The organism is Nonomuraea jiangxiensis (assembly GCF_900099965.1).
Classification (GTDB): domain Bacteria; phylum Actinomycetota; class Actinomycetes; order Streptosporangiales; family Streptosporangiaceae; genus Nonomuraea; species Nonomuraea jiangxiensis.
Map to the genome: position 1 here is coordinate 13,954 of NZ_FNDJ01000039.1, position 25,513 is coordinate 39,466.

Consider the following 25,513-nt stretch of genomic DNA (forward strand, 5'->3'; position numbering starts at 1 on the left):
CAGTCCTTCGGCTTGGGCGCGGTCAAGGGCGTCGGAAAGATCTGGTGCTTGATCTGCGAGAACTTAGATTCCCTCGTGGATGTAGCGGTAGGCGGTGGCCCGGGAGACGCGGTGATCGCGGCCAAGCTTGGGGATGTCGTGCCCGCCGCGGAACCAGCGCAGCACCATGACCGCTTGCCGGAAGGGGCTCAAGACCCGGCTGTCTTTCGGCGTGCCGCGCCGTCGGCGTTCTTCATGCAGGAGGCGGGCGACGTGCTGAACGAGTGCGCAGGAGACGTCGAGCGTGGCACGATGAGCAATCACGTGGAGCCTTCCGGAGGCTGGGATTTCTTGTGGTGAGAGCTCTTCTACCGGGGGCTCCACGTCTGTTTCCGGCCTTCGGCAGCTCCTCCCGATAGGTCCGGAACGCCACCAGCGGCGTCCAAGAAATCCCAATTCATCCGAACTATTTCGCTGAGATCACCTCATTGAATCCCTGCTGGAGGGCCCGAGTGAAAGCGTTGGAGCCGTGATGATGGAAGACCCTCTTCATCTGTTAGGACGCCTACGGCTGGGCAGGGAGGAATACTGCCAGCGTCTCCTGACCATGCTCATCGTGGGCGGCCCCTATCCCCCGTGGAACAGCCGCTCCCGGCCTTCGCCCCGCGGAGCCTGGTTCCTGCGATCCCTGGACGAGCTGTCGTTCGGTCAAAGCGGCTGGCGCACACAACCGCTCTTCGTGGACGAGTTCGAATTACGCCCAAGGCATGATGACGAGCAGGGCGGGGCACCCGATTACGCCGTGCTGTGGGCCGATCGGCTCTGGATGATCGAATTGAAGACGGAGACTTCGAGCCACCGGCGCGATCAACTCACCGCGTACTACGCTCTCGCCGACCATCACCATCCCGGTCTGGGCGTGGACCTCACCTACTTGACACCGCCGTTCACCTTCACGCCGCCAGCCGGCCAGGACTGCATCAGGTTCGCGCACGTCACCTGGACTCAGATCTTTCCGCTGTTGCGAGCGGTATGGGGCAAGGGCACGGACAGGGAACAGCAGGTCCTCACCACGCTGCTGCAAGCGCTGGAGAGCATCGGATCGAACTGGTCCAATTGGCGGGCTCAGCGAGTCGGTACGACACGAGACGAGCCGCCGACAATCGAGGACATGGCCATGGCCTTGGCTGAGGCCACCGCCCGCGACGGACAGCAGCGGGCCGTAGACTACCCGACGGCGGACCTGGACCTCCTCCAACGTCTTCGCATGGCCCTACGACAAACCATCTGCACCAAGCCGGAGCAATCCCCTCTCCGACACGTAAAGGCTTGGCTCTGGAACGCCGCAACCAGCGGCGGGACCGCCCTCTCATCCTCGGGCCGAGACGTCGGCTTCGAACTCCGCCTCTCCTGGTACCGCAAGCCAGCGTGCTGAGGGCCTGAACTCGCCCCCCCGGCGACGCGATCGTCCCCGGCGTTCGTCAGTACGATGCTCACCAAGCTTGGAGGGCAGGCTTGCCGCAATCCCTGGCGCCCTGGTCCCGATTTACGCAGAGGATTGTGCAAGGCCTCAGCCGACTAATCGGCCATATCGTGACGGCCCTGCCTTGTGCGCTCAATTCGCGACAAAAGCGACATGGGACTAAGTGGCCCGGGCGAGCTTTATCAAAACGCTACATGAAAGCCTTGGGTTGCCCTATATCCGGCATGGACATGTAACGTTCCACCCCCTAGGATCACAAGGCTTCCACAGATGGTTCGAGAAAGGGCGATGACCCATGCCTTACTCGGCAGAGATCAGCCGGTCGAATCCGACCTGTTTCGTCTTCCTCGTCGATCAATCCGCGTCCATGAGTGACTCCATCGGCGGGGAAACGCCCAACAGCAAGGCGGCTGTGGTCTCCGATGCGATCAATCGGTTGCTCACCGAGCTTTCCGTGAAATGCGCCAAGGAAGAAGGCGTACGCGATTACTTCCACGTCGCCGTCGTCGGCTACGGCCACAACAACGTCGGCTCCGCCTATGGCGGAGCGCTGGCCGGGCGCGATCTGGTGCCGCTCAGCCAGATCGCGGAGAATCCGGCACGCGTGGAGCAGCGCTCGAAGAAGGTCCCTGACGGGGCCGGCGGGCTGGTTGAGACCACCGTCACTTTTCCCGTCTGGATGGATCCGGTAAGCAACGGCGGCACGCCGATGCGACAGGCCATCGAGTACGCACACCATCTCGTCGACAAGTGGCTCTCGGAGCACCCCGCGTGCTTCCCACCCATCGTCCTCAACCTCACCGATGGCGAGGCCAATGACGGCGACCCAGTGGTGCCAGCCGCCGCTATCCAGTCGCTCGCCAGCGCTGATGGCCCCGTGCTGCTGTTCAACCTGCACGTGTCGGACGCGGGAGGCTCACCGGTGACCTTCCCGGACGCTGACGCGGGCCTGCCTGACGCCTACGCCCGTACGCTGTTCGGAATGTCAAGTGCGCTACCTTCGCACATGCGAGCGTACGCTGCGCAGGAGGGCTTCACCGTCAGCGAAGGCACACGAGGCTTCGTCTACAACGCTGACATCACCTCTGTGGTGCAGTTCCTCGACATCGGCACGCGCGCCTCCGACCTGCGGTGACGATGCGGGCCAGCATCTCGTCGTACCATCTGCACAAGGGTGGGGGTACGGAGGATGAGTACGAGGATGCCTTCGCGACCACGCACGAGGCACAGGTGCCGAAGGACATCGCCGCCAATGGGCTGGGCATCGCCATATCCGACGGCGCTTCGGAAAGCATCCTCGCCGGACGGTGGGCGCGGCTGTTGGTTCGGCATTTCATAGCGGCCATTCCGGAGGTACTCGACGCCCGGGACGTCTTCGCCCATTATGCGGTACAGGCCACCGAGCGATGGGAAGTACTCATCGGTGAATATATCGCTGGGAGAGCGGCGGAGGGGCGCCCGATCCAGTGGTATGAGCAGCCCAAGATGGATCGTGGCGCTTTTGCAACTCTTCTGGTCGTGAGCTTGTCGGTCACACCACAGGACGACGGCGGCTCATTGGCGACATGGGTGGCCGCCGGAATCGGCGACTGCGCCCTCTTCCATGTCCGTGACAACCGGCTCATCACGTCGTTCCCCATGAATGATCCCTCTGAGTTCACCAGCAGTCCGGACCTGCTCAACAGCAAGAATCACGACCGCGAGCTCATCGCCGAGCGTATGAAGACGCATGTGGGCATCCTGCGGCAAAAGGACGACCTCTACATCTGCACCGACGCGGTCGCCGCATGGTTTCTCGAGCAGGCCGAGCGACAGGGCCACCCGTGGGAGATCCTCAACCTTCTCGACGCCACCGACGGCCCGACCTTCGCCGACCTTGTGGATGAGGAGCGGGCGAGCGGCCGCATGCGCAACGACGATTCCACCCTGATCCACGTGACTGTGTGGTGACGGATGACCGCTGTCACGCGCTTCCCGACCGGCGGCCAGTACGTTGACGCCCTGCAGAATCCCCGCCTCTGCTTCCGCGACCCCGAATTGCAGACGGCGCGCCCGCAGGCCGATTCCCTTGGTCGGCCCAAGGCAATCTCCGGCAACTTCGCCAGCGTGTTCTCCGTGACCACCGCGGCGGGCCAGAGATATGCCATCAAGTGTTTTACCAGGAACATCCCTGATCAGGAGAAGAGATATCGCGCCGTCAGTGACCACCTCCGAAGGCTCCCGCACCGCTGGAAGATCGGCTTCGACTACCAGCCCGCGGGGATCATGGTGGCCGGCCAGACGTACCCGATCCTCCGGATGGAATGGGTGGAGGCTGTCGGCCTGATCCGCTGGATCGAGGACCATCTCGGTGATCGCGACGCTCTGTTCACCCTTGCCGGCCATTTCGCCGACCTGACCAACGACCTGGCCAGGGCCGGTATCGCCCACGGCGACCTTCAGCACGGCAACCTGCTCGTCGCCTCCGACGGCGCCTTAAAACTCGTCGACTACGACGGCATGTACGTCCCCGCGCTCGCGGGCATGGCCGCGACAGAGCATGGCCATCGGCATTACCAGTCCCCAGGCCGTGCCAACGCGGGATTCGGACCCGATCTGGACCGTTTCTCCAACTGGTTGATCTACTTCTCTCTGGTCGCCATCTCCGCAGACGCGACGCTCTGGCACACCTTGCACGAGCCTGGCGGCGAACACCTCCTGCTCACGGACGCCGACTTCGCCGACATCTCGACGTCCACCAGAATGGCGGCTCTGATGCGGCACCACGTCGAGGACATCAGCCAATTGGCCACACAGGTCGCCGATCTCGCCACGCGACCGCTTTCAGCACTGCCGAACCTCGTCCCGCTGCAGGAGATCAACGTCCCCGCCCCCAGTACGCAGGCGCCTACCCAGACAGGCCTGCCGCAGTGGATGAGCAGTCACGTACAGAAGGCATCACCACCGCCACCGGCACTCGTGCCACTCGGTGACCACCACCAGTTGGTGCGATGGACCCGCATCACCATACTCGGACTATGGATCGCGACCGCTCTGACGCTCATGGTAGTCGCCGCGACCGACATGGTGGCAGGCGCGACGACGTTGCTCGGGCTCGCCCTCGCGCTCCTGGCCAGCCGGGCCTTCTACGCCTTCCTGCCGGAACACAAGGTCCGTAAGACGATCGCGGACCAGCACCATCAGGCACACCGGCAGACCGCCTTGGCAGCCAAGACAACAGCGATCCTCGAGAAGGAGCGCGACCGGCGTCAAGGCGACGATGCACGGCACGCGCAAGCAGACGCACAAAGCATGCAGGCCTTGCGGCAACGTCAGCGTCACGAGCTCGACGCGTTCGACCGGGCGACGACGACGCAGGTGAGCCCGCTCAACGCTCTGATCGTTTCGGTCTCGGCCAAGCAGAGAGAAGAGATCAACGAGGCGCTGGCGCTGCTACAGCAGCAGTACGTGACCACCTATCTCAAGCGTTTCGTCCTGCGATCCGGCCTCATCACCGGCATCGGCGAAGGCACTGTAGCCAGCCTCCGGGCTCACGGCATCACGACGCCCGCCGATTTCAGGGACGTCGTCTACACGGCCGGTGGTTATGGTCAACGATCTGAGGTGCACATCGTGCTCACCAGCGGCCGATCCGTCCACGTGCACGGCGTAGGCGAGACCCGCGCCGTCGCCTTGCGCGAGTGGCGCAGAGCACACCTTGACCGCGCCTTGCGACAACCCGAGCTACCCATCGCCCTGCCGCAGACCATGCTCCAGCAGATCGAAGCGCGGTACGCCACCGAGCGCCAGCGTGTTGAGGCTCAACGCGAGGCCCTTCAGCGGGACAGAACCTCCCATCGCACTGCCCTCACCCAGAAGCACACCCAGGAGATGAAGCAACTGACCGACACGCACAACAGGCGCGTCCAGAGCGCGACGGTCGCGGCGCAGGACATCATCCGGCGCATATCCGAGGAGCGGACACGCCACCAGGCGCTCATCCGGAAGGAACAGGACCTGCTAAGGGAACTACAGGCGTACCGGCATGTCTCTTACGGGCGCTTTATGCGCAGAGTCCTGTTCGGCAAGGTGCGTGCGTAAACGCTTTATTAGCGTGGGTGCCAAGAACTCAGCCACCTATGCGACCTGCGCGTACTCGTGAATCAGCCCTGCGCCTGCCGATAATTGCATCCGTCCAGGTCATGACGGCTCTTCGAAGTTAGGCGGGGCTGAGGTGCCCGCGGCTGCGTCGGGTGGTGGCGCAGCGGGTGCGTAGCCGTTGGTTTTCGGGGTTGCGGAAGCCTGTACCGCTTCATAACGCATCGCAAGGTGCTTGATCTGCGGTTTTGACCTTCAGCAGCGGTACGGGCAAGATCGCGGCTTGTGTCGGTTCGCCTGCTGTATCTGATCATGGTCCGGGTGTTCGGCTGGCTGGTGTTGCTGGGACGTGGTCAGGCGTCCAAGGACGTCGAGATCATGGTGCTCCGCCATGAGGTGGCCGTGTTGAAGCGTCAGCTCGCCCGCCCGAAGCCGGACTGGGCCGATCGGGCGCTCCTGGCGGCCTTGGCACGCTTCCTACCTGCGCTGCTGCGGGCGCATCGGCTGGTCACCCCGGGCACCCTGTCCCGCTCGAAAACACGGTCCTGTGCTGTGAGCTGGGGTTTTGCTGCGCGATCAGGGCCGTGGCTGCGACCATCGCAAGGTGTTGTTATCGCTTATCTACCGGTTGGTGAGATGCCTCTTCAACCTGCTGACGGTGCTGGTCCGCGCTGATCTGTCCAAGGACGTTGAGCTGCTGGTGCTCCGTCACGAGAACCAGGTGCTACGCCGTCAACTCGGTAGCCAGCCGCGATGGGATCACACCGACCGGCTCTGGCTGGCAGCGTTGTCGCAACTGATCCACCGCCGCCGGTGGGCGGAAATCCTCCCGGTCCCCCCAGCGACAATCTTGCGCTGGCATCGTCACCTGGTGGCGCGTAAGTGGACCTTCACGGACAGGCGGCGCCCAGGACGACCTCGCACCCGCCGGCCGGTCAAGGCGCTGATTGTGCGGATGGCGCGGGAGAGTCCGACCTGGGGGCATAGAAGAATCCAAGGCGAGTTCGCCCGCCTGGGCTACAACATCGCGGCCTCCACGGTGTGGGAAATCCTGCACGCCGCCGGTATCGGCCCGGCGCCCCGCCTGGCCGGGCCGACCTGGCGTCAGTTCCTGGCCGCCCAGGCTCACGCGATCGTCGCGTGTGACTTCCTGGTGGTCGAGACGATCATGCTCAAGCGGTTGTATGTGCTGGTCTTCATCGAGCACGGTACCCGACGCCTGCACCTGGGCGGTGTGACCGCGCACCCGAACGGGGCATGGACGGTGCAGCAGGCTCGCAACCTGGTGATGGATCTGGGTGACCGCATCGCCGGGCTGCGGTTCGTGATCCACGATCGGGACCCGCTCTTCACCTCCGCCTTCAGAGAGGTCTTCACAGGTGAAGGGCTGCAGATCATCACCACGCTGCCACGGACGCCAAGGATGAACGCCATCTGCGAGCGGGTCATCGGCACCCTGCGCCGCGAACTCCTCGACCGCATCCTGACCCTCAATGAACGCCACCTGGTACTCATGCTCCAGAAGTATCTGATCCACTACAACGGGCACCGGCCGCACCAGTCCCGGCACCAACGACCCCCGAACACCTCAACGCAGCCCGCCCGCGACGTAACCGACCTCAACGACCTACGATCCATCCGCCGAAAACCCGTCGCCACAGGCACGATCAACGAATACCACCACGCCGCTTAACCGCAGCTCAGACCACGTAACTCCATATTCGAGCGGTACACCCGCTGCGACGCCGAGAGGGCTGTCCAGGGCGTCATGCCCGTCCCGGAAACGACGGTCGTGTACGGGACGGGGCGCTGCATGCCTCGCCGTGATCGTATTTCCGCAGGAACGATCGTCCCGAAACCCGTCCCTCCGCGCTGTAGGGCGCGGAAATATTGACAGTGTGTCGATTTCTGGAGTCGGCTGCGCAGATGTCAAAAGTCCTCTGCACAGCGCTGTCGGGTCTGAGAATGCGAGCGTTGCTTGGCTCTCGATTACGACGTCTCCCAACGTCGAGCAGCAAGGCCATGAGCAAGCGCGCCAATGATGTTGGGGTAGAGATCGCCGCGATCTGCATGACGGACTCAAATCACCTGACCCCTGGTGGGCGAACCCGCGATTTCTTGACGACCTGAAGCAGCGTCGCGTGCAGTGGATTCATGGTGGCCCGGGTCGTTCACGTGTTGGCACATGACGCTCACGGGTAGACGTCCAGGATGAATCGTCGCAGCCCAAGCGATGCGTTGGGCTATGTCTGTCGGGTACTTCGCTCGGATCCACGCGATGGGAGGAGTGGGAGGAGCACCCCACGAAGGAGATCTACGAAGGGAAGAGCGTGGTGGAGATGGGCACCTTCCCGGCGGCGCTCATCGTTCGGTTGATCGGCGGGCCGACCGCGCTGATCGAGCTTGGCGGACTGCGACTGCTCACCGATCCGACCTTCGATCCGCCCGGCGACCACCCGATCGGCCGGCGCAATCTGGTCAAGACGACCGGGCCGGCCATACCCGCTGAGGAGGTCGGCCGGGTGGACGCTGTGCTGCTGTCGCACGACCAGCATCCGGACAACCTGGACGACGCCGGCCGCCGGTTCCTCGACCAGGTGCCGCTGGTGCTCAGTACGGCCGCCGCCGAGGCACGGCTCGGCGGCACCACCCGGGACCTGCCACCTTGGACCGGCCTTACCCTGCCCCGGCCGGACGGCGGGGAACTCCGCATCACCGGCGTGCCCGCCCAGCACGGCCCGGCCGGCAGCGAGTACCTGACTGGCGAGGTCCGGGGGTTCGTGCTCTCCGGCGAGGGGCTGCCGAGGGTCTACGTCAGCGGCGACAACGCCTCGCTGGCCGTGGTGAGTGACGTCGCCGACCACGCTGGCCCGATCGACGTCGCGATACTGTTCGCGGGCCACGCCCGCAGCCCGCTGATGGACGCCTATCTCACCCTCGGCGGCGAGCAGGCCGTCCGGGCCGCCGAGATTCTCGCCGCGCCCACGGTGATCCCGATCCATGTGGAAGGCTGGCGGCACCTCACCGAGGGCATGGACGCCGTCGTGGACGCCTTCGCCCGTCGCGGGCTGACCGACCGCCTGCTGATCCTGCATCCCGGCGACACCGCCACGGTGGAGTCCCGGACCCCGTTGATCTGAAGCAGCACCGTAGCGGCATCCTGGTGCGTCGCTCGTGCCGGCCGCAGCGGTTCGCAAGAGTGCGCGGAGCCAGGTCAGGTGCTGGATCCGGGCAGACCGCCGATGGGGGCGGGGGCCCGTTCGACCCAGGTGGCGGTTTCCGGATGGGTAAGGATCCAGTCGGCGATCTGATCCTTGCGGGCCCACCACACGCCGTCGTACTCGCGAAGCCGGGTGAGCACGCGGTCGAGCACCCGGACCCGGGAGGCGTGCCCGGACAGCCGGTCGTGCAGCGCGATGACCATCATCCGGCGCCGGCGCGCACCCTCCTCGTAGAGCTGCTCGCATTCGTCGATGAGTTGCCGTTCGTAGGCGGCCGGGTCGAAGGCGGCGAAGTCGTAGCTGACGATGTCGTTGAGGTGCGCCGTGTACGGGACGGTGGCGAATGGCTCGCCGTTGATGGTCTGCAGGAAGGGCTCGTCGGCCGACAGGTCGTCGATGTGGTAGCGGAACCCGAGTTCCTGCAGGATCTCCAGGGTGTTGACGCCGGGGCGGATCCAGTGGTTGGTGTAGCCGGTGGGCCGGGTGCCGGTGACCTCCTCAATGGCCTGGACGTTGCCCTCGATCCACGCTTTCTCCTCGGGGCGGGACAGGTGGTATTGGCGCTGCCATCTGAGCCCGTGCGCGCCGGCCTCGTGGCCGCGGTGCACGATTTCAGCGGCCAGGGCAGGGTGGCGGCGGACCGCCTGGCCGACCATGTAGGTGCTCACCTTGATGCCATGCTTGTCGAACAGGTCCAGCAGGCGCGGTATGCCCTCGCGAGCGCCGTACTCGTAGAAGCTGTTCTGCCCGAGATCGGGGAAGCCGGGCAGAATCGGCTCGCTGATCGGCCCGGGCGCGCCGCTGATCGGCTGCCCGCCCGCCTCGAACTGCACGGTGATCGAGAAGGCCAGCCGCGCCCCCTCGGGCCAGAAGGCGTCCGCTGTGGTCATGGCTACGTCCCCCTGTGCACCGTGCTCGGGTCCGGTTCGGCCGCCCGGTCCAGACTCTTGTGGAGCGTGCTGCTCCATGCACGGATCATCCCCCGCCGGTTCGGCTCTATTCTGCCCCTGACCAGCCCAAACCTCCGCCGCGATCGAGGAATGGAGTACCCGTGCCAGCCTTCGTAGGCTGTGGGCATGCCCATCAAGCCAGGAACGATGACCGCCAAGGGGCAGGAGACCAGGCAACGCATCGTGGCCGCCGCTGCGCAGCTGATGTTCGAGCGTGGCGTGGCCAACACCACCATCGAGGATGTCCGCGCGGCGGCCCAGGTGAGCAATTCGCAGGTCTACCACTACTTCGCCGACAAGACCGCACTGGTGCGTGCGGTGATCGAGTACCAGACGGACGCCGTCATCGAGCCCCAAGAGCAGCTCTTTGCCCGGCTGGACACCATGGCGGGCCTGCGTGAGTGGCGTAACTTCGCAGTCGCCCGCCAACGCGACCGAACTGGCCGCGATGGCTCTGGAGACCGGGCTGGAGATCATCGTGTGCCACTTCCCGCCCGGCACCCAATGCCGTTGCTTGACTCACGCAAGCGTTCCCAGGGAGTGACGTTCTGGTAAGGGCTGCCGATGTTCAGTCATGCATCCATGGACCGGGTTGTCCGATGACGTGCGGCTCGGGGCGCTCACCGAGCGGGTGACGCCCGAACTGGTAGATGACGTGCTGGCCGAACATGGCCGTGAGGGCAGTAGGCCGGGAGCATTATCGCCGCGGTTCATGGTCTGCGCGAGGTTCTGCGCCGGCTGCGGCTCCTCATCCGCCCCGACACGGTCCTGCGCTGGCACCGCGACCTGATGCGGCGTCGTCACGCCCGTACCTGCCGGCCGAAGCGGCCTGGCCGCCCGCCTACCGTCCAGTCCATCCGCGCTCTCATCCTGCGCCTGGTGCGGGAGAACCCGAGCTGGGGCTACCAGCGGGGGTCCACGGTGAGCTCGCTCGGCATCGAGATCGCACCGTCCACGGTCTGGGAGATCCTCAAGCAGGCGGAGCTCGACCCGGCGCCCGAGCGGGCGTCCACCACGTGGGCCGACTTCCCGCGTTCCCAAGCCGACGCCATGCTTGCCTGCGATTTTATCGAGATCGTCACTCTCAGCGGGCAACGCCAGTACATCCTGGCAGTGATCGAGCACGCCACCAGGCGTGTCCGTGTGCTCGGCACCACCGCGCACCCGAGCGCGACCTGGGTCATCCAGGCCATAAAGCCAACTCCCACGCCGCGCACAGCCCGGCCATCCGTCGCCGACGACGGCGACATCCACGGTGACGTCCTGCGCCAGCGGCGCGAACGATGGTGTAGCCGTCGACTCGACCCAGTACGACTCGGGCACCCCGGAAAGCGAAACCATGACTCACGCACGGCCCCAGCAATCGACGATTAGACGCATCACAGGAGTGGACGGGCTACGTCACAGCACGCATCGTCAGCAGCAGCGATGCGGTCCCGCCGTCGTGGCCACGGAAGGCAATCATTCAGAAGTAGTGACGGCGGCCTCCGACCGGCCGCCCCATGCGCCCCATCAGCATGAGTACCAGACCGATGACCAGGACGATAATCCCGATAGTCCACAAGATGCTGATGCCGGTCAGGAATCCGGCAATCAGGAGGACGATTCCCACAATAATCATGCTTGCCTGCTATCCAGGGAGAGGAAGGTGAAACTCTTGTTCGCGGGCCAGAATCAACGAGCGGCGGCGGCCCGCACCTCAGCGCGCGCTCGGCAGCGGCAGAAAGGCATTGCCAGCGGGTACGACGTCTCTTCATCCGAGCTAACCCGAACTGACGAGGACAACGAGAACACTTTCCGCGCCCTACGTGGCTTCTTGCTCGGTGGTGACTGTCAATGGCCAGGTGCGTGTCGCAGCTGGTGGCCGGATAGAGGTCGGCGGTTCGTGGAGCCGAGAGGTCCTTCGCGATCAGGCTGTTGTAGCGAGCTCAGCCACCACGTGATCACGCCGCTGCCGGCAGGGCTACAGCTTGCCCTGCACGTGCTCGTCTCCACCGCTTCCTGCCCGTGCTCCCTGGCTGCGGCCGGCCGGCCGGTCCCACGCGCACGACCTCGTCTCCAGCAGCAGCAAATCCACCACGTCCGCCAGCTCGCCGCGCTCGCCGAACGCCCGCCGCTGCTGGGCCGCCGAACCGCCCCGCCCGAGCGCCTCCCGCGACAGCTCCGAGATCAGCTCCCAGTCCCCCGCCGCCTCGAGCTGCGGTCGCAACCCGTGGACCAGGCGCTTGATCACGTCGGCGGCGGGCCGCGGCACTCCCTCCACCGGGTCGACGAGCTCACCCTCCAGCCCCGAGCGTGCGGCCTGCCAGGTGGCGGCTCTCGCCGCCTCCAAGAGCACCTCATCACCCGGCGAGGCGTTCCGCGCCGCGGCCAGCTCCCTGGCCACCAGCGCCCGGTACAACCCGGCGATCAGCACGACATCCTGCACACGCGGACAGGCGTCGCCGATCCGCAACTCCAGGGTCGGCAGATGGTCGGAAGGCCGAACATCGAAGTAGATCATTCCTGCATCGGCGATCACACCGGACTGGATCAGCTCGGCGACCATCGCGTCGTAGTCGGCAGCAGAGTCGAATCTCGCCAGCGGCCCCGTGGTGGGCCAGCGCTGCCAGACCAGGGTGCGATAACTGGCGTAGCCGGTGTCGGCGCCGTCCCAGAAGGGCGAGCTGGCGCTCAAGGCGAGCAGCGACGGCAGCCAGGGCGCTAACCGGTGCGCCACCACCACCGCCAGGTCACGGTCGCGCGCCTCGACGTGCACATGGGTGCCACAGATCAGCTGCTCGCGCACCAACTGCTGGAAGTCGCTCAGCATCTGCTCATAACGGGGCTCCGGGAAGACCTTCAACCGCTCCATGTCAACGAGCGGGGCACTGCCCGCCGCCATGATCCCCAGCCCCAGCTCGTGCGCCCGCCTGGTCAGGGTTTGGCGCATCACGCATAGGTCGCGAGCCAGGTCGTCCAGCGCGTGGAACGGGGCGCTGTTCGATTCCACCATCGACCGATGCAGCTCCTCGGTGAAGCGCTCCTGCGGCAACGACTCCAGCAACGTCTGAGCACGGACGGCGGGAAGACGCGTGTCAAGGTCAACAAGGTGGAACTCCTCCTCGACCCCGACACTGATCGCTCCCTCGAACTCTGACACGACGATCACTCCTCAGGACGAACCGTTCCCGCGCTTGGGTGGTGCTCCTCCCCCGAAAAAGCGCCTGTGCACATGGACGACGATGCGAGCTCGAAACTGCCGGTCGATGGCCCAGACCTACCAGGCCTGCGCACCAATCGAAGTCGGCTCCGCTGGCCTCCATCTGCACCTGGAGCCGACGAACTGGTCACGGAAAAGGAATCGGGCAAACGCGGTGCCGCGACCGGCATGGGAGGCACTCCTGGAGCGGCCCAAAGCGGGCGACACACTGAAGTTCTGGAAGTCCGACCGCTGGGGCCGCTCAGCGGGCCACGTGCTGACCACGGTCAACGAGGTCCGCGACCAAGGCAGCACCGTGGTGTCGCTGACCGAGAACTTCGACCTGGGCACCAAAGAGGGCCGGTTCATGTTCGCGGTCCTGCCCGCGGCCGCGGAGTATGAACTGGAGCTGCGAGCCGAGCGCCAGGCCGAGGGAATCGCCGCAGCCAAACGCCGCGAAGCCGGCGGCACCATGCTGCCCGGCAAAAAGAAGGCCGGCCGCCCCCGCGTCATCGGCCCCGCCGAACTCGCCGCCCTCCGCCACCTCGTCAATGACGGCGTATCGGTCACCGAGGCCGCCCGAACTCTCAAGATCTCCCGCTCAACCGCGTATGCCGCCCTGGCCAACCCGGTCTGACCCTTCTCACAGTTTCTCCCGGTCTCGGCGAAGGCCGCCGTCGTGGCCCGGTGGACCATCCAGTGGGCCGAGTTCTCGCGAATGGGCGTGCAGAAGATGCAGTCCATGACCGGCCACTCTCGCAGAGCCATTGAGATCACATCGGCGAGTGCACGGAAGGCTTGCGCCATAAACGTGGTTTCTCTGTGACTGAAATGTGCATAGGCCCGTTCGGACAATCTTCGCAGATGAATGTTGAACTAATCGTATCTGCCGCATTTTCGCTCACTTTTGCCTTGTCTTTGTCGATCCTTTTGGGTAGCGTGTCCAGGGTCATGCCTTATCTGTGTCCATCTGGGGGATCGCGCAGCGCAAGGAAACACGGAGGCATGAAGCATCAAACGGGGATTAGGTTGAAACGGCAACTGTGCTGTGCGCCCCTGTCCAGCAAGACAGGAGCAAGATGCGTAATCGAAGTCGGCTCGCACTGCGTGCGGCCACAGTAGGAATCGCCTTATCGGCGATGCTGGTCAGCGTGAGTACGGCAGCCTCCGCGTCGCCGGCTCCCGTACCGGCGCCGGCACCGGAATCCGCAGGCGACGACCTGACGGTTCTGGACGGCACCGGGACGCCGGAGAACGACGCAGCCGCGGCCGCCCTCTGTCTCTTCACGACCAACGGCGACTACGTACACGTGTCATCCAGCGCCTTCGAGGCCTCCGGTCACGGCTGGTGGGTCAACATCAACTGCTCGACGGCAACAGCGGTGGTCACCGTGCAGCTCCAGCAGTACTACAGCGACGGAGTCTGGCGGAACAAGGGCACGGTGGGCCGCTCGACCGTCCGTTCCGGCGGTGGCGCGGGCAACCGTGCGACCGGACGAGGGGCCTGCACCGCAGGTAGCGCCTTGACCGGCTGGCGCAGTGTCATCGACGTCGACCTCGTTGGTCTGGCGGACGATCCGGGTAAGCTCACCACATCAACCCGGAACATCAACTGCAGACGTGCGTGACCGGCGGATGAGGTGACGTGATCGCCAGGCAGGACCGCACCATGTTCGCCGCCGTGTACGGCGAACTGGCGACAAATCCTTGGCTGAATCCGGCCGTCGCTTCCTCGGACGCCTACAGCCTCTTCGTCGCGCGGTCATCTGCCATGGGGTGGCTCACCCCGGCATCAGAAAACGCCACCGGCGGTTTCTGGGGAATGAACGATGCAGGGCAGGACCCGAGTTTTGATCCGGAACTCGGGTCCCGCATCGCGTGGTTCCAGGTCTCTATTACCGAACCTGTTCCTGCGGGTCGACCGGTGCCGCTTCAGCCGTTCTTTTCCTGTGCTCACGACGTCCTGGCGAGAATGGGAGAATTTCGTCTGACGGCGGTCGACGCGCTATTTCCCATGCCGGTCGCACCGCCGGCAATAGGTGCCGTCGCGACGTTGCTCGAGGACTCTGGATGGTTCGCCGATCACCATCCGGGGTCGGTCACTCCGTTGCGAGTGACCTTGGACAGTGGGTCGGAGGCCGCGATAGGTTCGCACGCTCCCGGCATACTCCAGTGGGTGCGGGAGGTCAGGCAGTCCGCGTTCGTCTGCGAATCCATGCTCGAATCCGGACCTCATCGGGTCATCCTCCACGGGACCCTCGCCGAATGGTCATTGGGCGCTTTGGGCTGGCTGGCCGCCTTTCTCGCCGATGCGAGCGCGCGGTGCGGGATCAACGTCCCCCTGCATTTCACCGCCGCCTGCTCGACACGTCCGGCCGCAGGGTGACGACTGTGCGCCTGCCGATAATTACATCCGCCCAGGTCGTGGCCCTGCGAGGGCTTTGTGTGGAGTACGCGAGCTCCGATCTCTCAGGAGACGAGAGCGCGTACGGCAAGATGATCGGCTGTGCTCCTTCGCCTGGCCTATCTGACCGTCACGAACGCCTTCGCCGCGCTGCGGTTACTGCCCATGGGCGATCGAGACAAGGACGTGAAGATCCTCGCCCTGCGTCACCAGATCACCGTCCTTGAACGCCAACTCAGCGCCGACACCCGAGTGAGATTCGCACCCGAGGACCGAGCCTTCCTGGCCGCGCTCCTGACCTCGCTGCCCCGGGAGGTCCTGCGCCGGCTGCGGCTGCTCATCCAACCGGATACCGTGCTGCGCTGGCACCGCGATCTGACGAGACGGCGCCATGCCCATACCTGCCGGCCGAAGCGACGTGGGCGCCCGCCCACGGTCCGCTCCATCCGCGCTCTTATCCTGCGTCTGATTCGGGAGAACCCCGGCTGGGGGCTATCGGCGGGTGCAAGGTGAGCTCACCACGCTCGGCATCAAGGTCGCGCCGTCCACGGTGTGGGAGATCCTCAGGCAGGAAGGTCTCGATCCGGCGCCCGAGCGGGCCTCCACCACCTGGGCCGACTTCCTGCGCTCGCAAGCCGACGCCATGCTGGCCGCCGATTTCCTCGAGACCAACACCCTGAACGGGCAGCGCCAGTACATCCTGGCCGTCATCGAGCACGCCACCAGGTGCGTCCGTGTGCTCGGCACCACCGCGTACCCGAGCGCGAGCTGGGTCATCCAGACGATCAGAAATCTGGTGATGGATCTGAACGATGCGGACTACCGAGCGCGCCTTCTGCTCCGCGATCGGGATGGGAAGTTCCCAGCCCTCATGGACGAGATTCTCGCCGAGGCCGGCATCAAGACGGTGCTCACCGGTATTCGGATGCCGCGGATGAACTCGATCATGGAGCGGTGGGTGCAGTCATGCCGCCATGAGCTTCTCGACCGCTGCCTGCTCTGGAACGAACACCACCTACGGCACGCCCTACGCGAGTACGAACACTTCTACAACCAGCACAGAGCCCACCAAGCTCTGGCCCAAGCGGCTCCGCTACGCACCGTCCCCGACCCGATCACGGACCCCGAGCAAATCATCGACCTGAACGTACGCCGACGAGACCGGCTCGGCGGCGTCCTCCACGAGTACTCACATGCCGCTTAACCTGCACGGATGGACTTATCGGCAGGCGCACCTTCGCCGACAGCGACAGCACCATCTCATCGACGCCTGTCCAGACGCCGCTGACGCTTCTTGACGATCTGTGGCTCGAACGTGCCGGCGGTGTCGCGCGGCACCTTCACCTCGACCGGCCCCACGTCGGTCAACACGGTCTTGGCTCGGGTGCCGTTGCGGCTGTTGCCGCTGTTGCGTCCCTCGGAGTCGTGCTTGTCGTAGCCGACATGGTCGGTGATCTCGCCCTCCAGGGCGGACTCCAGGACCCGCTTGGTCAGCTGCTGCAACAACCCGCCCTCGCCGGTCAGCTGCAGTCCGTCGGTGCGGGCGCGGTCCACGAGCATCGCGATCAACTGCTCGTCCGTCGTCGCGCTGGACGCCGCCCCGCCCGACTCCTTACCAGGCGTCGACTCGACAGCGGTCTCGGTCATCACGAACCTCTTCCTTGATGATCAGATCCGCCGTTAATTAGACACTCCTGTGGCTGGGCCTCGCACCCAGCGGGCCGGCTGCGGCGAGGCGGGAGCATGGCCAGGGCCACCTCCCGGGTCCGGGAGGTGGCCCTGGCCTGCCTGGTGCTACGTCTATCGAACCAGTGGTCTCCTCAGTGGAACTGCTGGGTGGCTACGCGGTCGCATGGCAGGAGGCGAGCACGCCGACCGCCCCCTTCCCGGTGTCCTTCAGGGGAAGCTTCGTCGACGCGGCCGGGCACTTCGGGACCGTGAGGTCGTAGACGCCGCGGCCGAACGTCGCCGTGGTGAGCTGCCGGCTCTGCTCGTGGTAGCGCAGGTACATGATCGCCGCCTGCGGCAGGTTCGTGCCGAGCGCGGCCCACTCGCCGCCGTTCCACGCCGACATGAACGCCCCGACGTCGGTGCCGACCAGCAGCAGCCCGTCGGCGGTCGGGACGACGGAGTTCACCGGGGCGTCCGGCAGACCCTGGCCGATGTCGCTCCAGGTCCGGCCACCGTCACGGGTGATCATCACGTGCGCGCGGTCGCTGCCGGAGCGGAACCCGGAGAACGTCGCATAGGCGATGTTCTTGTCGGTCGGGTGCACCGCCACCCGGGTCACCCAGGTGCCAGGCACCTGTGCCGGGTCCACCCGGTTCCAGGTGCCGCCCAGGTCGTCGGTCCACCACAGCCGGCCGTCGTCGGTGCCGACGTAGAGCTTGTTGCCGTCGGTGGGCGCGGCCGCGATCGTGGTGATCGTGCCCCACGGGTAGCCGGACGGGTCGTTGGGGCCGCCGCCGGTGAGGTCGGGGCTGATCGGCGTCCAGGTGCGACCGTTGTCGGTGGACCGGTTGACGATGTTGCCGGCGTAGTACATGACGTTCGGGTCGCTCGGGTCGAACTGCAACGGGGTTTGCCAGTTGCGCCGTTGGGACGTCGTCTGCCCGGAGCCGATGGTCTGCCGCGGCGCTGCGCCGGAGTTCTCCGACCGGTAGCAGCTGCCGTACTGGCTGCACCCGAAGACGATGTTCGGCTGCTCCGGGTGGATGATCACCTGCAGGCCGTCGCCGCAGCCGATCTCGTCCCAGTCGCCGCCGACGCCGGTGTAGCCGCGGTTGCAGCCGTTGTCCTGGGCGCCGCCCACCTTCAGCACCGGGTCGGTCTCCGCGACGTCGACGGTGTAGAACTGGGTGTACGGCTCGTACGTGGACTTGACCCAGCCGCTGGCCCCGTTGGCCTCCGATCGGTAGAAGCCGCCGTCGTTGCCCAGGTAGACCCGGCCGGGCACCTTGGGGTCCCAGCGCATGGCGTGCTGGTCGGCGTGCACCCCGCCCACGGAGGAGAAGCTCTGCGCGCCGTCGGTGGAGCGCCTCAGGTTGACGCCGGTCAGGAAGACGTGGTCGGCGTTGGTGGGGTCGACGTAGAGCTTGCCGAACCACCAGCTGAACGTGGACTGCGACGCCTGGCCGGCGGTGACCGGCGTCTGCGTCCAGGTGTCGCCGCCGTTGTCGGAGCGGTAGAAGGCGCGGAACGGGCCGAGCGCGGTGCCGACGTACGCGTAGAGGCGCTGCGGGTTGTTCGGGGCGAGGGCTATGCCCCAGCGACCCTGGTCCGCGTCGGTGGGCAGGCCTTTGGTCATCCGCTGCCAGGTCGCGCCGCCGTCGTCGGAGCGCCAGAGGCTGGAGCCGGGGCCGCCGTAGGTGCGCTGGTGCGGCTCGCGCAGGTGGTCCCACATCGCTGCGTACATCCGGCGGGGGTTGGTCGGATCGATGACGACCTCGGTGGCGCCGGTGGTGGGGTTCGGCGGCGCGAGCACGAGCTGCCAGCTGTCCCCGCCATCCTCCGAGAGGTAGACGCCGCGCTCGCGGCCGGGCATGAAGAGGTTGCCGCTGGCCGCGGCGAAGATGCGATCTTCGTTGCTCGGGTCGATGGCGAAGCGGGCGATGGCGTGGCTGTCCCTGAGGCCGACGTGCTGCCAGGTCTTCCCGCGGTCCTTGGAGCGGTAGATGCCGTCACCGCCGAAGGTGATCGAGCCGCCGCCCGGCTGGGGCTCGCCGGTGCCGGCGAAGAGGACGCCCTTGCTGGTCATCGCGACCGCGCCCATGCTCTGCGTCCCGTCGTCCGGCCACGCCGCTTCGAACGTCGCGCCGGCGTCGCGGGACTTCCAGATGCCTCCGGAGGCGGCGGCGATGAAGACCTGGTCCGGCACCTGCGGGTCGACGGCGATGTCGACGACCCGCCCGCCGATGTTGCTCGGGCCGAAGAAGTCCCACTTCTGCTCGGCCAGGGGTCGGTAGGCTTTGAGGGTGCGCGCGGCGATCTGCTTGGCCTCGCCGCGGGCCTTGGTGTACTTCGCGGTGGAGAGCTCGGTGCTTCCGTCGCTCATCCGCTGGGCGGTCATCCACTCGTCGGGCAGTTCCATCGGCCCGGTGGGGGTGTTGGTGGCTAACGATGCCTTTTGGACGGGTTGAGGTGTCGAGAATGCGGTCAGCGCGACCGAGGCGAATAACGCGACCGCCGCTGTGATGCCGAGGCCGCGATACCGTCGGACGAGCGTGAGGTTCATTCGGATCTCCCTGTCCACACGTCGTGGCGACCGGGAAAGCGATCACCAGTCGGCACCTTAGACAGCGAGGTGAGTCACGTCACCGAGCATCTGTTGGGATTAACTCCCTTCGCTTAGGACACCTGTCGGGACGCCCCGGCCACCGAGCCGGTTGAGCAGCCCGTCCGAGGTCACGCCCCATCGTCCGCGGCTGGCCACGGTGGTGGGTTCAGCGGCGGTGGACAAGCGCGGAATGGGCACGGGGTTGCGCCCGCGGCGCGGGATCGCGGTCAGTAACTCTGGAACTCGGGTAGGCCCGCGTCGTCCGAGTCCGGTCCCACCACGGCGGTCAGCGTCGTCGCATCCGCGCAGACCGCGGTGGCACGCAGGTACGTCCGTCGTTGCTGCGCCCGCATCAGCACCTCGGCCTCGAAGACCTCGTCCTCGGCGCGGAGCAGGTCGATGTCGCTGAGATGCTCGTAGTGGGCGCGCACGTCCAACGGGGTCATGCGGACGGTGGCCTCGACCGTCGTCAGTGTGCCCTGCGTGACCACCGAAGTGACCCGCGCGCCGTCGGGCAGCATCAGGCCGGCAACATCGGCGGTCACCTCGGCGTCGGCGTCCAATGGCACCCGGTCGCAGCTGGGCAGGTTCGCCAACATCCCCGACTCGCGGCCGGTGGGCTGACCGGCCTCGGTGCCGCCGCAGGCGGCCAGCAGTAGCGGGGCCGTGACGACGACGGTCAACATGCGGAGTCTCACCGCCGCAGCATGGCACGCTCAGCGCAGCACGCGCCACCGCCGTACGACGAGCAGCAGGGCGGTGATGACGACCGCGGTGACCACCATGAGGACGCTTGTGATCAGCGCGCCATAGGCGAAACTGGAGAACTCGAAGGCCTGGTCGAAGATGTAGACCGGCAGGTAGAGGGTGGCGTTGGCGGGCCGGCCGTCGGTGAGGACGTACGCGGGCACGAAGTTGACCTGCAGCGTCAGGATCGTGTCGCGGACGGCGAGCAGCAGTAGCACGGGCGCGAGCATCGGCAGGGTGAGCCGGCGCAGTTGGCCGAACGGGCCGCAGCCCTCCAGGGCCGCCGCCTCGTAGAGCCGGCCGTCCAGCAGGCGCCGGGCGGCGAGGACGACCAGAAAGCCCTCCCCGATCGGGAAGACCAGCATCAGCGCCACCGCTACCCGTGCGGTGCCGGGATCGGAGAGCCAGGTGAAGCCGGGGTGGCCGAAGAGCCCGAGCAGTTGGTTGAGCGGGCCGTACAGCGGATTGAGCACCCACAGGAAGATCACCGCGAGGGCCACGTCGGGCACGACCGTCGGCAGGTACACCGCGACCCGGAACCAACGCCCGCCCGGTCGCGGCGCGGCGAGCAGCAGGCCGAGCCCGACGGCGGCCAGCAGTCGCAGCGGTACGGCCAGCGCCAGGTGGATCGCCGACGCCTGCACGCTGTCGAGCAGGAAGCCGTCGGAGAGCATCCGGCGCACGTTGGCCAGGCCGACGAACTGGGGGTCGCGGGTAAGCCCGGTGTGGTCGGTGAACGCGTAGCCGAGGTTGAGCAGGGCCGGCAGCACGATCAGCAGCCCGACCGCGACCGCGTACGGGGCGAGGAACGCCCATGCGGTCAGCGGCGGGCGGGCCCGGCCGGACGTCACCTCCGCCGTCCGGTTTCCGCGTCGAACCGGTGCAGGCGGCCGGGGTCGGGTCGCAGCCGCACCCCCTCGCCGGGCCGGACGCCGGGTCGCGGGCCGGTGCGGACCGTCAACCGGGTGCCGTCCGGGCAGCGGGTCAGCAGGATGGTCTCGCTGCCGAGCGCCTCCGCCGCCTCGACCGTGGCCTCGATCGGCCCGTCGGTGTCGAGCGCCAGGTCTTCCGGCCGCACCCCGAGGATCAGGCCGGCGGCGCCGCCGAGCACGCCGCCGCCGGGCACCAGGTTCATCGGCGGGCTGCCCAGGAAGCCGGCCACGAAGGTGTCCGCCGGTTCGTCGTACACCTGCTGCGGTGGCCCGATCTGGCGGACCCGGCCGCGGTCGAGGACGGCGACCCGGTCGCCGAGGGTCATCGCCTCCGCCTGGTCGTGGGTGACGTGGATGGTCGTGGTGCCGAGTTCCCGGTGTAGGGCGAGCAGGTCAGCGCGGGTGGCGAAGCGCAGCGGCGCGTCCAGGCTGGCCAGCGGCTCGTCGAGCAAGTAGACGGTCGGCTCGCGCAGCAGCGCACGGGCCAGGGCGATCCGCTGGCGCTGCCCGCCGGAGGTCTGGTCGGGGTAGCGGTCGAGCAGGTCCGCGATCCCCAGCCGGTCGGCGGCCGCCCGGGCCCGCCGCTCGGCCTCGGCGCGTCGGACCCGCCGTACGCGTAGCCCGAACAGCAGGTTGCCCAGGACGGTGAGGTGGGGGTAGAGCGCGTAGTCCTGGAAGACCATCGCCACGGCCCGCCGGTGCGGCGGTACCCGCACCACGTCCTGCCCGTCGACGACGATCCGGCCCTGGTCCGGCCGGTCCAGCCCGGCGATCAGCCGCAGGATCGTCGACTTTCCCGAGCCGGACGGGCCGACCAGGGTTATCATCTCGCCGGCCCGCACCTCGAGGTCGACGTCGTCGAGGGCGACGACCCGCCCGTACGACCTGGTCAGCGACTCGAGCCGGATGGCGCCGCGGTTACCCATCCGCGCCCGCCGGCAGGGTGAAGAGCGGGCGGACCTTCTCCTCCAGGTTCCGCAGCCCCTCCTCGCGGCCGACCCGGCCGTAGAAGACCTCCTTGAGCAGGGCGTCCGTCTCACGCTCCACTCGCGACCAGGTGCCGGTGCGGGGGGTGGCCCGCAGGTGCGGCTCGGCGTCGAGGTAGACCTGCGACGACTTCGGGGGCTTGGCCGGGTCGAGGAACGCGGGGGAGTTGGCCACGTCGAGCCGCGACGGCACGGTGCGCCCCGAGCCGGCGAGGATCCGCTGGCCCTGCTCGCCCATCGCGAACTCGATTAACCGCCAGGCGTCGTCGTGGTCGGGCAGGCCGGCGCTCATGCAGTACGCGTCGCTATGCAGGATCGACGCGGGCACGCCGCCCGGGGCCACCGGCAGCGGTGCCGCGTCCCAGGTGAAGCCGTCGATGGTGCGCAGCGTGGGGACGGCCACCCGGCTGTTGAGATACATCCCGAGCGTGCCGCGCAGGAACCGGGCCTCGCTCGACTCGCTCTGCTCCTCGGCGTCGGGGGGCACGACGTGGTGCTTCAGTTGCAGGTCGAGGAACCAGTCGACGGCCGTGCGGGTGGCCGGGTCGCCGGTGAGGGTGAGGGCGGTCGGTCGGGTCGGATCGTCGACGAACTCGCCGCGGTTGGACCAGACGAACGGCGCGAGCCGCGCGATCGACGGCTCGACGCCGGAGCCGTACTTCCCGTCGCCGGTCAGGGCGCGGGCGGCGGAGAGGAAGTCGTCCCAGGTCCAGCCGGCCTTTGGCAGCGGTACGCCCTTGGCCGTGAAGAGGTCGGCGTTGTAGTAGACGACCAGCGAGGACATGTTCTGCGGCAGGCAGGTCAGGGCCTTCCCGTCGAACCGGAAGGCGTCCAACGCCCGCGGGCTGAAGTCACTCTCGTCGAGCGCCGTGCTGCGGTCGAGGTAGGACTGCACCGGCTCGATGGCCTGCTGGGCGGCGAACTGGCCGTAACGGCGGTAGTTCAGCAGGAACACGTCGGGTGGCTGCCCGCCGGCGAACGAGGTCGTCAGCCGGGCCATCAGCTCGTCCTGGCTGGCGACCGGGGAGAGCGTGACCGCCACGTCGGGGTGGGCGTCGGTGAACGCGTCAACCAGGCTGCGGTAGCCGGCGATCTCCTCGGCGTCGCCGAAGAGCACGACGGTGATGCCGTCCTGGTCCTCCGTGCGGTTCCCGCCGCCGCAGCCAGCGACGCCGAGCAGCAGCGCGGCGGTGACCAGGGCGACGTACCGTCGGAATCGGCTCACCTACGACCTCCAGATCTCAGAGCTGCCAGCGGATCGTCGTTCAGCAGGATCCGTTGGGCCAGCAGGAACACCACCACGCATGGCACGGTCGCCACGACGCAGCCGGCCATCAGCAGCGGCCAGTCGGTCGGGTTCAGCAGTCGCAGGAACTGCAGACCCAGGGGGTACGTGTAACGGTCGCCGCTGTGCAGGTACAGCAGCGGGTCGATCAGGTTGGACCAGTGGAACGTGAAGGCGAGCACGGCCACCGCCAGGGTCGCCGGGCGCACCTGTGGCAGGGCCACCCGACGCCAGATCGTGAGCCACCCGGCCCCCTCCAACCGGGCGGCCCCGAGTTGGCTGTCCGGCACGCCGCCGAAGGCCCACATGTACAGCAACACCAGGAAGGGGCTGCCGGCGAGCAGCGCCGGGGCCAGCAGCGGGACGTACGTGTCGACCACGCCGGCCAACCGGAACAGCTCGAAGCGGGTGGCCCACACGGCGGTGACCGGCACGAGCAGCACCGCCAGCAGGCCGAGGATCGCCCGCCGCCGGGCCGCCGGCGTGAGCAGCCGCAGCCCGAAACCGGTCAGCGAGGCGACGACGACCGTCACCGGTACGGCGACCGCGACGACCATCGCGGAGTTCGCCAGGTAGCGGAGGAGCGGGATCAGCTCCGGCAGCCGGGCGTACGCGGCCACGGACGGGTCGGGTGGAAGCAGCTCCAGGGTGCGGGGCGGGGGCCGGCCGGCGGGCCGGAGCGAGCCGACCACCATGAACCACAGCGGGGCGGCGAAGAGCGCCGCGAACAGCGCCGGAAGCACGAACCGCCCGATGAACCGCGGTATCGCGGTGGGGCCCGAGGATCGCACGTCCCGCCCTTCTCGCCAACCGGTTGGCGCTCCTCGTCCGGGTCTCACACCGCGGGCAGGCTGGGGCCGGCCGGCGGTGGTTCGGCTGAGCCTATGACCGGGCGGCCCACAGGTCATCGGTCACTTGTTGGAATCCCGCGTCGGCCGCTCCTACGCCTGTCGTAGGCCGTCGGCCGTGGCCGTGCCCGATCGGATGGTCGCGGGCCCGTGCGCTGGCACCGCGATCCGATGAAACGGCGTCATGCCCGTACCTGCCGGCCGAAGCGGCCTAGCCGCCCACCCACCGTTCACTCCATCCGCGCTCTCATCCTGCGTCTGGTTCGGGAGAACCCCGGCTGGGGCTACCGGCGGGTGCACGGCGAGCTCACCACCCTCGGCATCAAGGTCGCGCCGTCCACAGTGTGGGAGATCCTCAGGCAGGCAGGTCTTGATCCGGCGCCCGAGCGGGCGTCCACCACCTGGGCCGACTTCCTGCGTTCCCAAGCCGACGCCCTACTGGCCGCCGATTTCATCGAGACCATCACCCTGAACGGGCAACGCCAGTACATCCTGGCCATATCGAGCACGCCACCAGGCGCGTCCATGTGCTCGGCACCACCGCGCACCCGAGCGCGAGCTGGGTCACCCAGGCGATGAAGAATCTGGTGATGGATCTGGACGATGCGGGCTGCCGGGCGCGCTTTCTGCTCCGAGATCGAGATGGAAGTTCCCGGCCCTCATGGATGCGATTCTCACCGAGCCGGCATCAAGACCGTAATCACAGGTATCCGGATGCCGCGGATGAACTCGATCATGGAGCGGTGGGTGCAGTCGTGTCGCCACGAGCTTCTCGACCGCTGCCTCGTATGGAACGAACGCCACCTGCAGCACGCCCTGCGCGAGTACGAACGGTTCTACAACCAGCACCGAGCCCACCAAGCCCTGAACCAAGCAGCCCCGCTGCGTCCCGCCCCGGACCCGATCACGGACCCCGGGCGAATCATCGACCTGAACCTACGCCGACGAGACCGGCTCGGGGAGTCCTCCACGAATACTCACATGCCGCTTGACCTACATGGATGGAATTTTCGGCAGGCGCAGGGTCGGCCCTGAATCGCACGCTGGACCGGCTTGCAGCAGTCAGCTGAGGAGGGGGCGCCGGCCGAGCCGTGGGGCTCAAGAACTCAAATCCCTCCAGCGCAGAGGCCCTCATCCGAGGGTG

The 25,513-nt window shown here is 67.1% G+C and carries 26 protein-coding genes and 1 pseudogene; 17 read left to right on the forward strand and 10 right to left on the reverse strand.

All coding sequences use genetic code 11. From position 1 onward, the window contains the following. Positions 1-111: 111 nt before the first annotated feature. From BLS95_RS60095 to BLS95_RS48515, 8 genes are all read left to right on the forward strand, one after another. Complete coding sequence (locus BLS95_RS60095) at positions 112-339, forward strand: hypothetical protein (protein ID WP_176993806.1); 228 nt, start codon at positions 112-114, stop codon at positions 337-339. Positions 340-508: 169 nt separating this feature from the next. After that, positions 509-1,414 carry a hypothetical protein gene (locus tag BLS95_RS48485; protein ID WP_090946406.1) on the forward strand — a complete coding sequence of 302 codons (906 nt, stop codon included), beginning with the start codon at positions 509-511 and terminating at the stop codon, positions 1,412-1,414. 343 nt (positions 1,415-1,757) lie between these two features. Next, complete coding sequence (locus BLS95_RS48490; RefSeq protein WP_090946407.1) at positions 1,758-2,597, forward strand: vWA domain-containing protein; 840 nt, start codon at positions 1,758-1,760, stop codon at positions 2,595-2,597. A gap of 2 nt (positions 2,598-2,599) precedes the next feature. Further along, positions 2,600-3,412: a protein phosphatase 2C domain-containing protein gene (locus BLS95_RS48495; protein ID WP_090946408.1), complete on the forward strand. Its 813-nt coding sequence runs from the start codon at positions 2,600-2,602 to the stop codon at positions 3,410-3,412. 3 nt (positions 3,413-3,415) lie between these two features. Further along, positions 3,416-5,542: a protein kinase family protein gene (locus tag BLS95_RS48500; protein ID WP_090946409.1), complete on the forward strand. Its 2,127-nt coding sequence runs from the start codon at positions 3,416-3,418 to the stop codon at positions 5,540-5,542. 282 nt (positions 5,543-5,824) lie between these two features. Then, a complete protein-coding gene (locus tag BLS95_RS56440) occupies positions 5,825-6,214 on the forward strand; it encodes an integrase (RefSeq protein ID WP_176993807.1) in 390 nt (129 codons plus the stop codon). Next, a complete protein-coding gene (locus tag BLS95_RS48510; protein ID WP_218136372.1) occupies positions 6,198-7,232 on the forward strand; it encodes an integrase core domain-containing protein in 1,035 nt (344 codons plus the stop codon). Before BLS95_RS56440 ends, BLS95_RS48510 begins: the two co-directional genes overlap by 17 nt. Positions 7,233-7,878: 646 nt before the next feature. Continuing rightward, the gene (locus BLS95_RS48515) at positions 7,879-8,679 is read left to right on the forward strand and encodes an MBL fold metallo-hydrolase (protein WP_090946452.1); all 801 of its coding nucleotides are present in this window, start codon (positions 7,879-7,881) and stop codon (positions 8,677-8,679) included. A gap of 74 nt (positions 8,680-8,753) precedes the next feature. Here BLS95_RS48515 and BLS95_RS48520 read toward each other — a convergent pair whose 3' ends face one another. After that, entirely contained in the window at positions 8,754-9,650 is an 897-nt protein-coding gene (locus tag BLS95_RS48520) for a polysaccharide deacetylase family protein (protein ID WP_090946411.1), read from the reverse strand. A 186-nt stretch (positions 9,651-9,836) separates the two neighbouring features. On the opposite strand from BLS95_RS48520, the gene BLS95_RS48525 reads away from it, so the two are divergent. Both BLS95_RS48525 and BLS95_RS57350 read left to right on the forward strand, forming a co-directional pair. Further along, positions 9,837-10,265, forward strand: a complete 429-nt coding sequence (locus BLS95_RS48525) for a TetR/AcrR family transcriptional regulator (protein WP_090946453.1) — start codon at positions 9,837-9,839, stop codon at positions 10,263-10,265. Between the two features lie 324 nt (positions 10,266-10,589). Next, the gene (locus BLS95_RS57350) at positions 10,590-11,084 is read left to right on the forward strand and encodes a hypothetical protein (RefSeq protein WP_218136373.1); all 495 of its coding nucleotides are present in this window, start codon (positions 10,590-10,592) and stop codon (positions 11,082-11,084) included. 91 nt (positions 11,085-11,175) lie between these two features. Here the strand turns inward: BLS95_RS57350 and BLS95_RS48535 are convergent, their stop codons facing one another. Together BLS95_RS48535 and BLS95_RS48540 are read right to left on the reverse strand one after the other, a co-directional pair. Further along, entirely contained in the window at positions 11,176-11,331 is a 156-nt protein-coding gene (locus BLS95_RS48535) for a DUF6131 family protein (RefSeq protein WP_090946412.1), read from the reverse strand. Positions 11,332-11,673: 342 nt separating this feature from the next. After that, positions 11,674-12,852 carry a carboxylate-amine ligase gene (locus tag BLS95_RS48540; RefSeq protein ID WP_090946454.1) on the reverse strand — a complete coding sequence of 393 codons (1,179 nt, stop codon included), beginning with the start codon at positions 12,850-12,852 and terminating at the stop codon, positions 11,674-11,676. A 106-nt stretch (positions 12,853-12,958) separates the two neighbouring features. On the opposite strand from BLS95_RS48540, the gene BLS95_RS48545 reads away from it, so the two are divergent. The 5 genes from BLS95_RS48545 to BLS95_RS57360 all read left to right on the forward strand — a co-directional run bounded on the left by BLS95_RS48545 (position 12,959) and on the right by BLS95_RS57360 (position 16,499). Then, positions 12,959-13,528, forward strand: a complete 570-nt coding sequence (locus BLS95_RS48545; protein WP_176993808.1) for a recombinase family protein — start codon at positions 12,959-12,961, stop codon at positions 13,526-13,528. Positions 13,529-14,030: 502 nt separating this feature from the next. Then, the gene (locus tag BLS95_RS48550; RefSeq protein ID WP_090946414.1) at positions 14,031-14,519 is read left to right on the forward strand and encodes a hypothetical protein; all 489 of its coding nucleotides are present in this window, start codon (positions 14,031-14,033) and stop codon (positions 14,517-14,519) included. Positions 14,520-14,536: 17 nt separating this feature from the next. Beyond that, positions 14,537-15,277, forward strand: a complete 741-nt coding sequence (locus BLS95_RS48555; RefSeq protein ID WP_218136374.1) for a hypothetical protein — start codon at positions 14,537-14,539, stop codon at positions 15,275-15,277. Positions 15,278-15,397: 120 nt separating this feature from the next. Beyond that, complete coding sequence (locus tag BLS95_RS57355) at positions 15,398-15,808, forward strand: hypothetical protein (RefSeq protein WP_218136375.1); 411 nt, start codon at positions 15,398-15,400, stop codon at positions 15,806-15,808. Next, positions 15,798-16,499: an integrase core domain-containing protein gene (locus BLS95_RS57360; RefSeq protein WP_218136376.1), complete on the forward strand. Its 702-nt coding sequence runs from the start codon at positions 15,798-15,800 to the stop codon at positions 16,497-16,499. The genes BLS95_RS57355 and BLS95_RS57360 overlap by 11 nt, the downstream gene beginning before the upstream one ends. A 31-nt stretch (positions 16,500-16,530) precedes the next feature. Here BLS95_RS57360 and BLS95_RS48565 read toward each other — a convergent pair. The 7 genes and pseudogenes from BLS95_RS48565 to BLS95_RS48595 form a co-directional block, all read right to left on the reverse strand. Continuing rightward, positions 16,531-16,855: pseudogene (locus BLS95_RS48565) on the reverse strand (transposase); the annotation flags it as partial. Positions 16,856-17,135: 280 nt separating this feature from the next. After that, positions 17,136-19,385: a WD40/YVTN/BNR-like repeat-containing protein gene (locus BLS95_RS48570; protein ID WP_218136377.1), complete on the reverse strand. Its 2,250-nt coding sequence runs from the start codon at positions 19,383-19,385 to the stop codon at positions 17,136-17,138. A 413-nt stretch (positions 19,386-19,798) separates the two neighbouring features. Beyond that, positions 19,799-20,269, reverse strand: a complete 471-nt coding sequence (locus BLS95_RS48575) for a hypothetical protein (RefSeq protein WP_143044224.1) — start codon at positions 20,267-20,269, stop codon at positions 19,799-19,801. An 18-nt stretch (positions 20,270-20,287) separates the two neighbouring features. Further along, positions 20,288-21,169: a carbohydrate ABC transporter permease gene (locus BLS95_RS48580; protein ID WP_090946417.1), complete on the reverse strand. Its 882-nt coding sequence runs from the start codon at positions 21,167-21,169 to the stop codon at positions 20,288-20,290. Continuing rightward, positions 21,166-22,176 (reverse strand): ABC transporter ATP-binding protein, encoded by a 1,011-nt coding sequence (locus tag BLS95_RS48585; RefSeq protein ID WP_090946418.1) that lies wholly within the window; start codon positions 22,174-22,176, stop codon positions 21,166-21,168. The genes BLS95_RS48580 and BLS95_RS48585 overlap by 4 nt, the downstream gene beginning before the upstream one ends. Beyond that, on the reverse strand, positions 22,169-23,461 hold the full coding sequence (locus BLS95_RS48590) for an ABC transporter substrate-binding protein (protein ID WP_090946419.1): 1,293 nt from the start codon (positions 23,459-23,461) through the stop codon (positions 22,169-22,171). The genes BLS95_RS48585 and BLS95_RS48590 overlap by 8 nt, the downstream gene beginning before the upstream one ends. After that, on the reverse strand, positions 23,458-24,312 hold the full coding sequence (locus BLS95_RS48595) for a carbohydrate ABC transporter permease (RefSeq protein WP_090946420.1): 855 nt from the start codon (positions 24,310-24,312) through the stop codon (positions 23,458-23,460). The genes BLS95_RS48590 and BLS95_RS48595 overlap by 4 nt, the downstream gene beginning before the upstream one ends. A gap of 228 nt (positions 24,313-24,540) precedes the next feature. On the opposite strand from BLS95_RS48595, the gene BLS95_RS57365 reads away from it, so the two are divergent. Then, entirely contained in the window at positions 24,541-24,948 is a 408-nt protein-coding gene (locus tag BLS95_RS57365; RefSeq protein WP_218136378.1) for a hypothetical protein, read from the forward strand. Positions 24,949-25,011: 63 nt separating this feature from the next. After that, the gene (locus BLS95_RS60100; protein WP_425434799.1) at positions 25,012-25,404 is read left to right on the forward strand and encodes an integrase core domain-containing protein; all 393 of its coding nucleotides are present in this window, start codon (positions 25,012-25,014) and stop codon (positions 25,402-25,404) included. Positions 25,405-25,513: the final 109 nt, after the last annotated feature.